The organism is Vibrio sp. 10N.286.51.C3, assembly GCF_003050065.1.
In the GTDB taxonomy this organism is placed as follows: Bacteria; Pseudomonadota; Gammaproteobacteria; order Enterobacterales; family Vibrionaceae; genus Vibrio; species Vibrio crassostreae.
The window spans coordinates 1-14,672 of the sequence record NZ_PIGC01000034.1 but is presented as its reverse complement, the minus strand read 5'-3'; the positions used below and the strand labels follow the sequence as shown (position 1 = coordinate 14,672).

The following is a 14,672-nucleotide window of genomic DNA, read 5'->3' as shown; positions in this document are numbered from 1 at the left end:
TGCGCTTTCCTGGAGAAGACATCGTAGAGCTCTATCGCTATCGTTGGGAAATCGAATTAGGCTATAGGGAAATGAAGCAAACTTTGCTTGATAGTGAATATACATTGCGAAGTAAGCGCCCAGATATGGTTAGACAGGAGCTCTGGGGGATTTTGTTAGCCTATAACCTTATAAGGCAGGTTATGACAAAGGCCGCGAGTAAGTTAGATAGCGTCTGGCCGAATCAATTAAGCTTTACGAGTAGTGCCATGGCTGTGACTCAATACTTTGCAGCTTTACCTTTAACGAGTCCTGGGAAACTCCCTAAACACTATGAAGTACTACTACAGAAAATATCCATGTTTATCCTGCCACCCCGAAGAGAAGATAGAAGTTATCTTCGCTGGGTGAAACTGAAACCCAAGAAATATGCGACAAATAGAAAAAATGCCAGTCAGCTTAACTGACTGGCATTACTCGCAAATGCGAGGCCTTTCTGTTTAATGCTTGTTCGAATATCGAATCTAGCTGCTGCTCTGGCAAGTATCTTTGCTTATCAGCTTCTCAACCATCAATTGTCCGCGTGTGTTACGAATCTTGATGTTGTAAGCCAAGCCCATGTCAAGGTTTGCTCTTACTTCTGAGTTAGTGCAGTAGCTATTCACACTCATGTCTACAACTTGGTTTAAAGGCTTAGCACCTTTTGCATCTTGGTTGTAGATCATCATGATTTCGATAACCGTGTTTTTTGCTAATACGCGCATGACCGACAGCGGGCCGTACTCAATCGGCAGGCCAGCAGATAAAACGCCAGCACGGTGCTGCGCCATCATCTCTAGCTGTCTTTGTTCGTCATGCTCACTTGATGAACAGCCTGCGAGCAGAGCTAAAGTCAGTGAGCCAATAATCCATTTTTTCACGTTAAAATACTTTCTTGAATGGTTTAACAATAACATTTTGGTAGACACCAGCAGCGATGTACGGGTCTGCGTCTGCCCATGTCTGTGCATCTTCTAAAGAATTAAACTCAGCAATCACAGTCGAACCTGTGAAGCCAGCTTCACCAGGGTTATCTGAGTCAATGGCTGGCATTGGGCCTGCTGTTAACAGTCGGCCTTCATCGTGAAGTGTTTGTAGGCGTTCTAGATGTTGTGGGCGAACACTTAGGCGCTTTTCTAATGAATTTTCGACGTCTTGAGAAAAAATCACGTACCACATATTGAGATATCCTTATTTTACTTCACTAAATTGGGGCGTTTAAATTCGCTATCTTGCTAATTTACGCGAACTAATTGGTATTGGAAGAGCTAATGATAAGAAATTGTGAATTGGTGCGAGAGAGCGCTATGGTCTTTAGCTATTTCATTGACTCGAACTAAAGACCATTTACGTAAACGACGGAGTGAAAAGTCCTATTTATTGATAGAGCGAGGCTTACCACTTTCATCAACCGCGACGTAGTTGAATGTCGCGCCACAAACCTTGTAACGGTCACCGATGCCGTGGTCAAGTACCGGCTTAACCCATACTTCTAGGTCGATATTCATCGAGCTGCGACCAATCTTAGTGCAATCACCATAAACACATACCACATCACCCACAGAGACTGGTTGTTTGAACTCGATACTTGATACTGAAACTGTGACTATTTTGCCGTTAGAGATCTCTTTCGCCAAGATACCGCCAGCTAGGTCGAGCTGAGACATTATCCAACCACCGAAAATCTGGCCTGCTGCATTTGTATCAGAAGGCATCGCTAATGTGCGAAGAAGTAAAGAACCAATCGGGTTCAAAGTTGATTGAATAGTCATTGTTGTACTCTTGATGGTATTGATTATCTTAAATAAAAACAGATGTGTTGACTGGTTAAGCACATTGGCAAATGAGTGCATTGAACAACAAGAAACCAGATTGCCGCTAATTTAGTGAGATTGTCAGTAAATAATAGGCTTTATTTTGACCAGTTTCTGCAACACAAAAAAGCCAGTGGCCAATGATCACGAGTATCATTGGCCACTGTTAAATAGCATATTGATAAGAATTGTATCAAAAAGGGAATGAGGACTCATCCCTTAGGGTTACTTCTCGTCGGTATTTTTGTCTGTTAGTTCTTGCTGTTGGTCTTTTTGTAGGTGCTGATCTTTTGGTAAATGCTTATAAATATATACACCCGTCAGTAAGGTGAAGAGCAGGGTAGCGATGAGTAAGCCAAACACCTTGAAGTTCACCCAAACATCCAACGGTAGGTTGAAAGCAACGTAAACGTTGAGAATAGCGCATAGAGTAAAGAACAGAGTCCATGCCCAGTTGATCTTGGCCCACACTGATTCAGGAAGTGAAATCTCTTTGCCCAACATTCCTTTAATAGCTGACTTGCCCATGATGTGACTGACTGTCAGGCCGATAGCAAACAGCGCGTAAACGATGGTCACTTTCCACTTAATGAAGTTGTCGTCGTGCAAGAAGATGGTCATGCCGCCAAATACGGCAACCATCAGAAACGTGATGATCTGCATTTTTTCTACTTTCTTGTAGATGAAATACGTCAAAACAATTTGAACTGCAGATGCAACGATCAAAGCACCAGTCGCTGTATAGATGTCATACATCTTATACAGCGCAAAGAAAATAATGAGAGGAATGAAATCAAGGATTTGCTTCATGAGACACTGACTATCCAGTTAGTTGAGTTGCAGACAGTCTAACGAAAACTGTCTCGATGCTAAATAGTCCGAGACAATTGGGTGCCATTTAATTCCATCTAACCCTTCATCGTGTTTAACGAGTTTAGACCGGTTATCGCATTGACGAGGTTTGGTAGCGAGGTATCAGCTTCTTGATGTCTTCAAGATAACCTTCGCTTTTCAAACTGTCTAAGGTGTTTTCGAGTTCTTGTTCACTCATGGCAAAACATGTCGATTTACCGGTCGTTAAGTCGAGATACTCATGATATTCGCGTTCTGTGAAGTGGCCAATTCTGTCCATTAATAAGGTTTTAATTCCATGGTGAATTAAGCCGTAATACGTATGTCTTTGTAAGGTCATAGCCTATCCTCCGTGACAAGCTGCAGTTCAAATGATGCAACCTGCTGTATATTGGTTGGGTTATCTATGACAAAGCAATTCGAATGCCATTTTTTCCAATTGAACAGAACCACTTTCCTACCAAATAGAATTGAATTTCTTTTCAATTAGTTAAAGGAACGTAAGTTCTATTCTCTAAACACCAATACGGAGCTGACGAAAAATAGTTTTATTTTGAGAATGGTAAAATTCTCATTATGACGATCTACTGAAGCTTTAAGGCTCCTGAATTGGCAATTTGATAACCGTTAATCGACTAGCCAATCGACTAAGGTTGATAGCGAGGCATTCTGACGGTTCTTGGGTTGTAATAGGAAGTAACCATTTCCAGAGAAGACACTGCCTTCACTCACTTTCACCAATCTGCCCAAATCAATATCTTGCTTAGCAAGCGTGATGTCACCGATTGCTATACCAAAGCCCTGAATCGCGGCATTCATCGCTTGGTCGAGTGTCGCGAATTGTTGGTTGTTCTTGCTTGAAAGGTCATGGCTTCCTATGTGCTCTAACCATAGTCGCCAGTCACTCTGCTCATTGTTAGCGTGCAACCAAGTGTACTGAGCAAGCTTGTGTGGCTTGATGACAGTTGAAGTGCTATCTATCAGGTGACTTGGAACAATACTCTGTGTTTGGCAGACAGGAGCTAGTTGCTCGTTGAACAGTAGTTGGCTAACAATTGAGTGTTGGCTTGGTTTCTTGCCATAAGTAATCACCGCATCGAAGGGATCAAAGCTTGGCTCAAAAACGTGCTTGATGGTCGAAGTGAGCTCGACATCAATATCAGGATAGGCCTGTTGAAATGACATCAACTTGGGTAAGAGCCAAGAGGTAATACAACTCGGAGCATTGAGTTTGATCTTAGAGGGAGAGCTAGCCACTTGATTCAGAGCCGATTGCAGTTGATGAATCGTTCCTTGTATCAAGGGAACCAGCTCTTCTCCTTTCGGCGTTAAAGACAATCCTCGAGCATGGCGATAGAAGAGGTCGCAGCCAAGGCTTTCTTCAAACGAGAGTACCTGACGACTCACTGCACCTTGCGTGACATTGAGCTCATGTGCCGCGCGCGTAAAGTTAAGGTGCCTTGCCGTCGATAAAAATGCGAGCAAGGTTTTGGTTGAAGGAAGTGTGCTATTCATATCTTTACCTATGACTTTTTATCATGGCTATTATGTGATTATTTCGATTCATTTATCAATAGTGTTCTGTTTGAATGTAAATACTTAGTCATCATTTGTGATTCAATATGTGCATGGTTCACATTTTTTGAATATGAAGGCAGTGGTGAAGACATTGTGATTTTGTGAAAGGGATAGCTTCTTGACATCTTTTATTGATAGCTTAGTGCCTCAGGCTGTAAAAAAATTAATACCTTATCAATCGGCAAGAAGAATTGGTGGTGATGGACGTGTATGGCTAAACGCGAACGAATTGGAAAGCTCGCTGTTTCAAGGAGAAGCCAGCCATAATCGTTACCCAGACTTTTTACCACAAGATATTGCCAAGGCTTACCAAGCGTATTGCGGAACTGACGCTGCAACTGTTGCTGTTCGTGGCGCTGATGAAGCGATTGACTTACTGATCAGAACATTCTGTAAGCCCGCGAGTGACAATATCCTGATTTGTTCACCAACGTATGCCATGTATGAGTTTTGCGCTGATGCATTAGCGATTGAAACGCTCGACTCTCCTTTGCAGGAAGATTTCAGCTTAGATGTTGCTGACATTCTGAATAAAGCTGAGTTGGTCAATATCGTTTTCCTTTGTTCACCAAACAATCCAACGGGTAATGTGATTCCCAGATCGGATTTGATTCAGGTACTGGAAGGGACTATCGGGAAATCTCTAGTGGTGGTTGATGAAGCGTATATCGAATTTGAACCACAAACGTCAGCCGTTAGCCTTATTGAGCGTTATCCGCACTTGGTTGTGATTCGCACTTTATCTAAGGCGTTTGGACTTGCTGCGGTGCGCTGTGGCTTTATCTTAGCGAGTCAAAATGTGATGCAGTATGTCGCTAAATTAATTCCACCGTATCCAATGCCAGATTGCTCATCGCAAATCGTGCTAGACGCTTTGTCTGATGAACGAGTCTCAGTGATGCAAGGTGCTACACAAAAGCTGGTCGAACTACGCAACTGGTTTGCTTGTGAGTTAACGCAGTTTGATTTCATCGAGTCTGTTTACCCTTCATCGACGAACTTTATTTTGCTGCGTCAAAAACCTGGGCATCAAGTGTTCAGTGTATTGGCGAAGGATGGCATTGTGACAAGGAATCAAAACCATGAACCTGCTTTGCGTAACTGTGTTCGAATCAGTATTGGTAGCCAAGAGAGCATGCTAGAAGTGATAACGTCACTAACACGCTACCAAACCGAATTAGAAAAGAATCAACAAGGCAGACAAATTCAACAATCTCAACATAAAGAAACTCAATCTCAACTCGATAAAGATCATATCTAGGATGGCAATGATGAAAAAGATAATACTAGGACTCGCTTGTGCGGCCGCTTTACTTGGTACAACGGTACAGGCGAAAGAAATCCGTTTGGCGTCAGACTTTACGTATCCGCCATTCAACTATAAAAACAGTGACGGTGTGCCTGTTGGGTTTGATATTGAGATAGCTGATGCCTTGTGTGAGCAAGCCAAACTCGATTGTACTTGGGTTTCACAAAGTTGGGACTCGCTAATTCCAAGTTTGTTGGCAAGAAAGTCAGATGTGATTATGGCTTCAATGCGTATTACCGAAGAGCGTAAGCGTAAGATCTTGTTTACTGATAAGTACTACCAAACTCCAGCCGTGTTTGTTGCTGCTAAAAGCGCGGAATTCAGCGTCGATGAGGCCGGCTTAGCGGGCAAAACCATCGGTGTTCAACAAGGCACGATTCACGATCGCTACGTAACAGATAAGTTTGGTGATGTGGCAAACATTAAACGTTATACCGGGCAAGATGAAGTGTATCTGGATCTGCAAAATGGCCGTTTAGATCTTACCTTCGGCAATTCCGATCAACTGTCGCTCGCTTTTTTAGATAAGAAAGAAGGTGAGGGTTTTGAATTTAAAGGCAAAGCAGTAACTGACAAAGCCTACATTGGTGAAGGTACGGCTTTAGCACTAAGAAAACAGGATTCAAAACTGGCGAAACAATTCAATGCCGCGATTGAAGAGATCAGAGCAAATGGTACTTACGACAAGATTGCTTCTAAGTACTTCACGTTTGATATCTATGGCGCTGATTTGTAATTCGCGTAACGCTTATAACTAGAACACCAAAAACAAAAAATCCGAGGGCTGTGAGGCTCTCGGATTTTTTAGTTTAAGCTGGTGGTATCAATTCAATCACCACCAACTTAGCGTTTATTGATTACGCTTGCTGTTTTTGTAGCTCAGCTTCTTTCGCTTCGTCTTTGATTAGAGAATCAACGATTACTGCACATGCTGCATCACCAGTGATGTTCAGAGCAGTACGAATCATGTCGAAGATACGGTCTAGAGCGAACAACAGAGGTAGACCTTCGATAGGGATACCAGCTGCTAGAAGAACCGCAACCACTAGGAAAGAAGGACCTGGAACACCTGCTTGACCAACTGCGCCTAGCGTAGAGGTTACGATGATAGCAACGTAAGCACCCATAGACAGGTCGATGTTGAACAGCTGTGCAAAGAAGATAGCAACTAGGCCGTAGTAAATTGCATTACCAGACATGTTGATCGTCGCACCAAGTGGTAGAACGAATGAAGCCGTAGAGTTACGAACGCCAAGTTCTTTCTCTACCGTTTCCATTGTTACTGGCAGTGTCGCCATTGAAGAGGCTGTTGATAGTGCAACCGCTTGAGGCTTCTTCATTGCCACTAGGAACTTCTTAGCTGAAGTCTTAGTGAAGATCTGAATCATCAGTGGGTAAGCAACAAAACCGAAGATCAGGATCGCAGCGATGTAAACAACGAACAGTTTGAACACAACCATAAGTGCGCCAAAACCGAATGTACCAACTGCTTCTGCCATTAGGCCGAATACGCCAAGTGGTGCAATGATCATAACCTTGTTGATCATCCAAACCATAGCGTCAACAATCGCGTTTACGCCATTGATGATAGGATCACGTTTTTCTTTCGCTTGTTTAGAAATCGCAATACCGAAGAATAAGCAGAAAACGAGAATTTGCAGAATGTTTGCTTCATTCAATGATTGGAAAACGTTGGTAGGGATCATGCCAGTGATGGTTGCCCAGAACGTTGGAAGTTCGCCTTTCGCAGCGTATTCAGAAGAGAACATGCCTTCTACGCCAGAAACATCGATACCACGACCCGGTTCGAATACTTCACCCATTACTAGCGCTAGCGCTACAGCAAGTGCAGACGTTAGTGCAAAGTAACCCAATGTAGTTACGCCGACTTTACCTGCAGATGAACTGTTGCCTAAACCAGCAGCACCTGAAATCAGTGCAACTGCGACTAGAGGGATAACCAACATCTTGATCAAGTTGATGAAGATAGCACCCAGTGGAGCGAACATAGTTGCGCTGTCACCCATCATCGCACCAACTACAGTACCGACGATCATTGCAATAACGACTTGAACGCCGATGTTGCTTAGTAAACTCTTTTCTTTTAACACTTCCATAACCTCTGTGCTACTAAATATAAAAATCCCAGAACTACTCACCAATGTACGATGTACCATTGGATTAATATTTCGCGACGAGTTTTACACGTATCCTTTACATTTATCAATATGAGCAGAGGTGAAAGTCTCTGAAAAACAAGTGGTCTAATGTCATTTGTTGATTTTGCACAACAATGCAATCGTTTGCCTTGGTTTTTTATAGCGATGTTATTTGTTGAATTTATAAAAGCCTTTTCGCTGGAGGTTTTGTGAATGATTTACAATCGTTGGTGTTGAAAACGTCCCATTAACATTTTGATTTCATTCGCGAGTGTTTTTTGAGCGTTTGTGTTGGGGTAAATCCACAGGTACGTGTTGTGTGAAATTTAGCCTGAACTATGCTTAAGGTATCTATTTATTACCAAGATGTTACCTCTGCGCTTTAAATAAAACGTCTATCTAGCATCTCAGTTGTAAGGAGAGGGGCTATGACTTTTATATTAAAGTACTTGTTTGCGTTTCTTCTGTTGCTCAGCTCAGTGTTTGCTCAGGCCGATGATGTCTGGGTGATTGAGGTGAACGGAGGGATAGGTCCGGCGACCAGTGATTACCTCACTAGAGAAATAGAACAAGCTCACGATGAGCAAGCAAAGCTCATTATTTTGAAAATGAACACGCCTGGCGGGTTAGACTCATCGATGCGTGACATTATTCGATCCATCACCACCTCACCGATTCCAGTCGCTACTTGGGTTGGGCCTGCGGGTTCACGAGCAGCGAGCGCCGGTACCTATATTTTACTTGCCAGCCACGTTGCTTCCATGGCGCCCGGAACCAATTTAGGCGCAGCCACGCCAGTGTCTCTTGGTGGTGGCAAAGCGCCGACTAATCCCTTGTCGCCTCAAGACGATACCAATAAAGACGACAACACTTCTGCGAGTGAACAAGACGCAACGAAACAAGAGAACTCAGATCAGGTAAAAGCCACCACTGCGATGGAAAAGAAAGTCATCAATGATGCAGCGGCTTACATTGTCAGTTTGGCTAAGCTGCACAAACGTAACGAAGAATGGGCAGAAAAAGCGGTAAGAGAAGCGGCGAGTTTGGACTCAGAGAATGCACTTTCGCTTAACGTGATTGATTTTATTGCCAGCGACCTTCAGCAATTGGTTGAACTGATCAACGGACGCATCATCACCATCAACGGGGTCAGTCAGGAAGTCCAACTTAGTGATGTTGCTTTTGTCGAGCGAGAACAAGACTGGCGCTTTAGTTTGCTTTCGGTGATTACGAATCCAAATGTCGCTTACATCCTCATGCTCATCGGTATCTATGGTTTGTTGCTGGAGTTTTATAACCCAGGGGTCGGCTTACCAGGTGTATTGGGCGGTATCTGTCTGTTATTGGCGATGTACTCGTTACAAATGCTGCCTGTGAGTTACGCGGGTCTTGCTTTGATCTTGTTGGGTATAGCTTTAATGGTTGCGGAAGCCTTTAGTCCGAGCTTTGGTATTTTCGGTTTGGGTGGCGTTGCTGCATTTACATTGGGCTCAATCATGCTGATGGACACTGAAGTACCGGGTTACCAAATCGCATTGCCGTTAATTATCGGAATCAGTTTGCTCTCTGTAGCGTTTATTGTCGTAACAATATCAATGCTAGTCCGAGTCAGAAATAAGCCAGTGACGACTGGGATGGAAGCGGTGGTTGGCGAGACGGGTAAAGTTGTAAGCGGTTTTCCTGGCGCGGGTCGAGTGCTGGTTGAAGGTGAAATCTGGCAAGCTAAATGCGTCAATGAACTGAAAGCAGGACAGAGTATCAGAGTCACCAAGCTCACCGGGCTTTCTTTGGATGTTGAAGCGCTGCCCGATGAGACACCATCGAACTCTGGTTAGCACGGGCTGTTAGCGCGGAATGCTAGGACAAACTTGATTGAATTATTTATTGCTTAACCATCGTTACCATTAGGGGGCGGTTATGTTTATACACACTATAGGTATTGTTATCGTGCTTGTTATCTTGTTGATAGCTAGTATGTTCAGAGTTCTGCGCGAGTACGAGCGTGCAGTAGTGTTCTTCTTAGGGCGCTTTTACGGTGTGAAAGGGCCAGGGTTAATTATCATCATTCCCTTCATTCAACAAATCGTGCGAGTCGACTTGCGAACCATCGTTTTAGATGTACCAACACAAGATTTGATCACCAGAGATAATGTGTCGGTTAAGGTTAACGCTGTGGTCTATTTCCGAGTGCTTGATCCTAAGATGGCAATCAACAACGTGGAGAACTATCTCGAAGCCACTAGCCAACTCTCACAAACCACGTTGCGGTCTGTTCTAGGTCAGCATGAATTGGATGAGCTGTTGTCTGAGCGAGAAGAGCTCAACAGAGATTTACAATCAATTCTTGATCAGCACACCGATAACTGGGGGATTAAGATTGCCAATGTCGAGATTAAGCATGTTGATCTTGATGACAGTATGGTGCGAGCTCTTGCGAAACAAGCAGAGGCAGAGCGTTCTCGTCGAGCTAAGGTGATACATGCAACAGGTGAGCTAGAGGCATCCACTAAGCTAAGAGAAGCCGCAGAAGTGCTGAACAAAGCGCCTAACGCCATTCAGTTACGTTATATGCAGACATTAACCGAGGTCGCGAATGAACGCACCACGACCATCGTATTCCCAATGCCTGTCGACTTAGTGGATAAAATCACTGATCCCATTAAAGCGACACTCAATGAGGCTGCGATTAAGAAGGCGATGAAAGTTGATGATTAGTGAGTTTTTCTGACAACAATAAAAAAGGCACCACATCTGTGGTGCCTTTTAGAATCTACAGTCGTGTTTAGCGAATGCTAAAGATTACTTCTGTGTTGCAGCTTTCATTGGCGTTACAAACTCAGCCAATGCTTTAAGCATTGCTTCTGGCTGTTCAACGTTGTTCTCAATGATTTTTACAACCGCTGAGCCAGAGATAGCACCAGCAGCGCCAGCTACAATCGCTTCTTTCACTTGTTCAGGAGTAGAGATACCGAAACCAAGCAGTGCTGGTGGTGCATCAAATTTGTTCAAACGATCAAGTAGAGCCGTTACTGGCATGTTTGCCTTGGTTTCTGCACCCGTTACGCCAGCACGAGAAAGTAGGTAAGTGTAGCCGCCACCTAGCTCAGAAACCGATTGAAGCGTCTCATCACTTGCTGTTGGTGGAGCGATAAAGATTGGGTGAACGCCAAACTTCTTCGCTGCAGCAACAAACTCGCCACTCTCGTTGGTTGGTACATCTGCAATCAATACTGAATCGATACCTGCATTTGCGCAGCGTTCGTAGAAGTTTTCAATGCCACGTGCGTATACCAAGTTTGCGTACATCAGTAGGCCGATTGGTAGCTCTGGGTATTTAGCGCGAATTTGACCAATAAGCTCGAAACACACATCAGGCGTTACTTTAGAATCTAACGCGCGAATATTTGCGCCTTGGATAGTTGGGCCATCTGCAAGCGGATCTGAGAACGGAATACCAAGTTCAAGCGCATCAGCACCTGCTTCAACCAAAGTTTCCATGATCTTAAGAGACTGTTCAGGGTTAGGATCGCCAACTGTTACGAATGGTACAAATGCACCCTGATTTTTTTCAGCTAAGCGAGTGAAGAGTGATTGATAGCGATCCATTATAATGCTCCTTTCTCTTTAAGAATGTCGTGTACGGAGAAAATGTCTTTGTCACCACGACCAGATAAGTTAACCACTAACAGCTGTTCTTTTTCAGGTTCGTCGTGAGCCATTTTGATTGCATGAGCCAAAGCATGAGATGACTCTAGCGCAGCGATAATACCTTCTTTACGTGCAATCAATTGGAATGCTTCGAGTGCTTCGTCATCGGTTACGTTGTCGTATTCAGCACGGCCAATAGCATTTAGGTGCGCGTGTTGAGGGCCAACCGATGGGAAATCTAAACCCGCAGAAACAGAGTAAGACTCTTCTACTTGGCCGTTCTCATCTTGCATCAGTGGTGCTTTCATACCGAAGAAGATACCTGTTTTACCGTGCTTAAGCGGCGCGCCGTGTTGGTCGGTATCAATACCTTTACCAGCCGGCTCTACACCGATTAGGCGAACAGACTCTTCTTCAATGAAATCCGCGAACATACCGATAGCGTTTGAACCACCGCCGACACAAGCGATAACCGCATCAGGAAGGCGACCTTCACGAGCTAGGATTTGGTTCTTCGTTTCTTCACCAATCATGCGTTGGAAATCACGAACGATTGTTGGGAATGGGTGAGGACCCGCAGCAGTACCCAGTAGGTAGTGCGCGTCTTCATAAGTTGCAGACCAGTCACGTAGCGCTTCGTTACATGCATCTTTTAGCGTTGAAGAGCCAGAATGAACAGGGATAACCTCTGCGCCCATTAGCTTCATACGGAACACGTTCGGGCTTTGACGTTCAACGTCTTTAGCACCCATGTAAACGCGACACTTAAGCCCCAATAGAGCACATGCTAGCGCCGTCGCAACACCGTGTTGACCAGCGCCAGTTTCAGCGATGATTTCTTGTTTACCCATACGTTTAGCAAGAAGCGCTTGACCCAGTACTTGGTTCGTCTTGTGTGCGCCACCGTGAAGTAGGTCTTCACGCTTAAGGTACAGTTTAGTTTTTGTACCTTTCGTTAGGTTGCGAGTCAGCGTTAGTGCCGTAGGACGACCCGCGTACTCTTGAAGAAGCGTCATGAATTCACTGCGGAACTCAGGATCGGCTTGTGCATCGATAAATGCTTGTTCAAGTTGGTCTAGTGCTGGCACTAGGATCTGCGGTACGTATTGACCACCGTATTCACCGAAGTAGGCATCGAGTTTAGCCATTATCTTATTCCTTCAATTCTATTGGCGTGTCTTCACACCAAGTCGTTTAGTCTTGTTTGAGCCTCGCTCAGGCAAAGCTCACAAATATGTTTTAGTTTCTGCGTTTAAAGCCAGACTAGTAATTACGAATCGCTGCAAAAGCACGTTGCAGTTTGTCTGCGTCTTTTTTACCAGGAGCGGATTCAACACCAGAGTTTAGGTCTAATCCTAAGCAGCCCAACTTAGCGGCTTGGTTAGCATTTTCTGGGTTTAGACCACCAGCCAACATGATTGCGCTTTGGTTGTTGATCAGGCTCCAATCGAACGCTTGGCCTGTACCACCCGTTTGCGAACCCACTTTAGTATCTAGCAGGTGACGAGTCACGTTGCTTTCCAGTAATTCTGGTAACGCGCTCCCAGCGCCGTTTTCAGCACCCGAAGCCACACCGTAAGCTTTCCAAATCTCAACGCCTTCAGGCAGTGATTGTTTTAGCTCATCGACATACGCTTGAGACTCATCACCGTGCAGTTGTACAGCAAACAAACCGAGCTCAGAAACCGTGTTAGCCACATCTGCCACGCTGTGGTTTTGGAACACACCCACGTAGTTCAGCGGTGCACCGCTCATGGTCAAACGAGCCGCTTCGATATCCAAATGACGCTTAGACGCTTCAACGAAAATCAGACCACCGAATACCGCACCCGCTTGATACGCTTTGGCAGCATCGTCAGAGTGAGTTAAACCACACACCTTGTTTTCGCCCAGCGTTACTTTACGAACGGCCAGTTCAAGGTTCTTTTCAGCCATAAGAGAGCTGCCGATTAGGAAGCCATCTGCAAATGTTGAAAGGTCACGCACTTGTTGGTGGGTGTAGATACCAGACTCTGAAATCACGATGGCGTTTGGAGCCAGCTCGCGAATCAGTGGAGCCAACTCTTTGGTACGGTTCAAATCCGTCGACAGGTCACGTAGGTTACGGTTGTTAATGCCGATCACCTTAGCGTTTAGAGCCACAGCGCGGTGAAGCTCTTCTTCATTGCTGACTTCAGTAAGCACACCCATGTTGAGTGAGTGAGCAACCTCAGCAAGTGCTTTGTACTCTTCATCATCTAATACCGATAGCATCAACAAGATAGCATCAGCTGAATAGTGACGAGCTAAGTAAACTTGGTAGGTATCAACCATGAAGTCTTTACACAGGATTGGTTGCTTAGCAATGCTGCGAACCTTAGGTAAAAACTCAAAGTCACCTTGGAAGTATTTCTCGTCGGTCAGAACTGAAATCGCATTAGCGTGGTTGTTGTAAACCGATGCAATGTAGTCCAGGTCAAACTCGTCACGGATCAAACCTTTTGACGGAGAGGCTTTCTTACATTCAGTAATGAAAACCGTCTGTTCGCCGCTCAGTGCATCATAAAAGCTGCGGTCTGTTGCGGTTAACGCTGCTTTAAACTCGTCCAATGGTTGAGTTTGCTTACGCGCTTCAACCCATTGGTATTTATCACGAACGATTTTTGCTAGTACTTCCGCCATTTCAGCTTCTTTGACTGAAACGTGGGTCGACAGTTTATCGGTAGTCTGTGTCATGTTCTTTGTCTCAACTCGTCGTTCGTTAGGCGTGCGCAGCAAGCTTTTGTACAAGCTCGTATGCTTTGCCAGAGTTCATCGCATCAATGGCTTGTTGCGCGTTGGCTTTTAGGTCTTCGTGACCAAATAGACGCATCAATAGAGCAACGTTCACCGCTACTGCGCCAACTTGGGCTTCAGTGCCTTTACCCGTCAGGATATCGGTTGTGATGGCTTTGTTCTCTTCTGGCTCGCCGCCCTTGATAGCTTCAAGAGGGTGAGTGTTCAAACCAAAGTCAGCTGGAGTCACTGTGTACTCGTGAATCTCGCCATCTTTAATTTCAGCAACGATGGTCTCGCCATGAATCGCCACTTCATCTAGGCCGCTACCGTGAACAACCGCTGCACGCTTCATGCCCATTTGCAGCATGGTTTCAGCTATAGGGCGCACCAGCTCTTTACTGTAAACACCCATTAGCTCGATGTTAGGGCGAGCAGGGTTAATCAATGGGCCAAGGATGTTGAAGATAGTGCGTGTTTTCATTGTTTGACGAACCGGCATCGCGTGACGTACACCGACGTGATACTGCGGAGCAAATA

16 protein-coding genes are annotated in these 14,672 nt (G+C 44.8%); 5 read left to right on the top strand and 11 right to left on the bottom strand.

Going from position 1 to position 14,672, the window contains the following annotated elements:
• The coding region (locus CWO27_RS23940) for a transposase (protein ID WP_146161582.1) at positions 1-446 on the top strand (446 nt) is incomplete at its 5' end.
• Between the two features lie 57 nt (positions 447-503).
• Here the strand turns inward: CWO27_RS23940 and CWO27_RS23080 are convergent.
• The 6 genes from CWO27_RS23080 to CWO27_RS23055 form a co-directional block, all read right to left on the bottom strand.
• Positions 504-899, bottom strand: a complete 396-nt coding sequence (locus CWO27_RS23080; RefSeq protein WP_107899577.1) for a GspS/AspS pilotin family protein — start codon at positions 897-899, stop codon at positions 504-506.
• Position 900: 1 nt separating this feature from the next.
• Positions 901-1,197, bottom strand: coding sequence for a YciI family protein (locus CWO27_RS23075; RefSeq protein WP_017063533.1), 297 nt, complete (start codon positions 1,195-1,197; stop codon positions 901-903).
• 194 nt (positions 1,198-1,391) lie between these two features.
• Positions 1,392-1,790 carry an acyl-CoA thioester hydrolase YciA gene (gene yciA, locus CWO27_RS23070; RefSeq protein WP_009846426.1) on the bottom strand — a complete coding sequence of 133 codons (399 nt, stop codon included), beginning with the start codon at positions 1,788-1,790 and terminating at the stop codon, positions 1,392-1,394.
• 267 nt (positions 1,791-2,057) lie between these two features.
• Entirely contained in the window at positions 2,058-2,642 is a 585-nt protein-coding gene (locus tag CWO27_RS23065; protein WP_048659613.1) for a septation protein A, read from the bottom strand.
• A 133-nt stretch (positions 2,643-2,775) separates the two neighbouring features.
• Entirely contained in the window at positions 2,776-3,024 is a 249-nt protein-coding gene (locus tag CWO27_RS23060; RefSeq protein ID WP_017069991.1) for a hypothetical protein, read from the bottom strand.
• Positions 3,025-3,311: 287 nt separating this feature from the next.
• Positions 3,312-4,199 carry a LysR substrate-binding domain-containing protein gene (locus tag CWO27_RS23055; protein WP_048664708.1) on the bottom strand — a complete coding sequence of 296 codons (888 nt, stop codon included), beginning with the start codon at positions 4,197-4,199 and terminating at the stop codon, positions 3,312-3,314.
• A gap of 181 nt (positions 4,200-4,380) precedes the next feature.
• On the opposite strand from CWO27_RS23055, the gene hisC reads away from it, so the two are divergent.
• A complete protein-coding gene (hisC, locus tag CWO27_RS23050; protein WP_048659611.1) occupies positions 4,381-5,523 on the top strand; it encodes a histidinol-phosphate transaminase in 1,143 nt (380 codons plus the stop codon).
• A gap of 10 nt (positions 5,524-5,533) precedes the next feature.
• Positions 5,534-6,307 carry an ABC transporter substrate-binding protein gene (locus CWO27_RS23045; protein WP_048659769.1) on the top strand — a complete coding sequence of 258 codons (774 nt, stop codon included), beginning with the start codon at positions 5,534-5,536 and terminating at the stop codon, positions 6,305-6,307.
• Positions 6,308-6,428: 121 nt separating this feature from the next.
• Here the strand turns inward: CWO27_RS23045 and CWO27_RS23040 are convergent, their stop codons facing one another.
• A complete protein-coding gene (locus CWO27_RS23040) occupies positions 6,429-7,748 on the bottom strand; it encodes a dicarboxylate/amino acid:cation symporter (protein ID WP_307862841.1) in 1,320 nt (439 codons plus the stop codon).
• Positions 7,749-8,158: 410 nt separating this feature from the next.
• Between CWO27_RS23040 and CWO27_RS23035 the strand changes: the two genes are divergently transcribed.
• Positions 8,159-9,565, top strand: a complete 1,407-nt coding sequence (locus CWO27_RS23035) for an NfeD family protein (protein ID WP_107899576.1) — start codon at positions 8,159-8,161, stop codon at positions 9,563-9,565.
• Between the two features lie 82 nt (positions 9,566-9,647).
• A complete protein-coding gene (locus CWO27_RS23030; RefSeq protein ID WP_048664711.1) occupies positions 9,648-10,445 on the top strand; it encodes a slipin family protein in 798 nt (265 codons plus the stop codon).
• Between the two features lie 84 nt (positions 10,446-10,529).
• Here the strand turns inward: CWO27_RS23030 and trpA are convergent, their stop codons facing one another.
• The 4 genes from trpA to trpD all read right to left on the bottom strand — a co-directional run.
• Positions 10,530-11,336: a tryptophan synthase subunit alpha gene (gene trpA, locus CWO27_RS23025; RefSeq protein WP_107899575.1), complete on the bottom strand. Its 807-nt coding sequence runs from the start codon at positions 11,334-11,336 to the stop codon at positions 10,530-10,532.
• Positions 11,336-12,526 (bottom strand): tryptophan synthase subunit beta, encoded by a 1,191-nt coding sequence (gene trpB / locus CWO27_RS23020; RefSeq protein ID WP_107899574.1) that lies wholly within the window; start codon positions 12,524-12,526, stop codon positions 11,336-11,338. Before trpB ends, trpA begins: the two co-directional genes overlap by 1 nt.
• A 115-nt stretch (positions 12,527-12,641) precedes the next feature.
• The gene (gene trpCF, locus CWO27_RS23015; protein WP_107899573.1) at positions 12,642-14,093 is read right to left on the bottom strand and encodes a bifunctional indole-3-glycerol-phosphate synthase TrpC/phosphoribosylanthranilate isomerase TrpF; all 1,452 of its coding nucleotides are present in this window, start codon (positions 14,091-14,093) and stop codon (positions 12,642-12,644) included.
• A 25-nt stretch (positions 14,094-14,118) separates the two neighbouring features.
• Positions 14,119-14,672, bottom strand: a 554-nt coding sequence (gene trpD / locus CWO27_RS23010) for an anthranilate phosphoribosyltransferase (protein WP_107899572.1), incomplete at its 5' end; no start/stop codon positions are given.

Excerpts from the sequence above, each read along its gene's own strand:
- trpB (WP_107899574.1), bottom strand. The coding sequence starts at position 12,526 with ATGGCTAAACTCGATGCCTACTTCGGTGAATACGGTGGTCAATACGTA.
- trpCF (WP_107899573.1), bottom strand. The coding sequence starts at position 14,093 with ATGACACAGACTACCGATAAACTGTCGACCCACGTTTCAGTCAAAGAA.
- CWO27_RS23035 (WP_107899576.1), top strand. The coding sequence starts at position 8,159 with ATGACTTTTATATTAAAGTACTTGTTTGCGTTTCTTCTGTTGCTCAGC.
- CWO27_RS23030 (WP_048664711.1), top strand. The coding sequence starts at position 9,648 with ATGTTTATACACACTATAGGTATTGTTATCGTGCTTGTTATCTTGTTG.
- CWO27_RS23040 (WP_307862841.1), bottom strand. The coding sequence starts at position 7,748 with ATGGTACATCGTACATTGGTGAGTAGTTCTGGGATTTTTATATTTAGT.
- CWO27_RS23065 (WP_048659613.1), bottom strand. The coding sequence starts at position 2,642 with ATGAAGCAAATCCTTGATTTCATTCCTCTCATTATTTTCTTTGCGCTG.
- trpA (WP_107899575.1), bottom strand. The coding sequence starts at position 11,336 with ATGGATCGCTATCAATCACTCTTCACTCGCTTAGCTGAAAAAAATCAG.
- yciA (WP_009846426.1), bottom strand. The coding sequence starts at position 1,790 with ATGACTATTCAATCAACTTTGAACCCGATTGGTTCTTTACTTCTTCGC.
- CWO27_RS23060 (WP_017069991.1), bottom strand. The coding sequence starts at position 3,024 with ATGACCTTACAAAGACATACGTATTACGGCTTAATTCACCATGGAATT.
- CWO27_RS23075 (WP_017063533.1), bottom strand. The coding sequence starts at position 1,197 with ATGTGGTACGTGATTTTTTCTCAAGACGTCGAAAATTCATTAGAAAAG.
- CWO27_RS23055 (WP_048664708.1), bottom strand. The coding sequence starts at position 4,199 with ATGAATAGCACACTTCCTTCAACCAAAACCTTGCTCGCATTTTTATCG.
- CWO27_RS23045 (WP_048659769.1), top strand. The coding sequence starts at position 5,534 with ATGAAAAAGATAATACTAGGACTCGCTTGTGCGGCCGCTTTACTTGGT.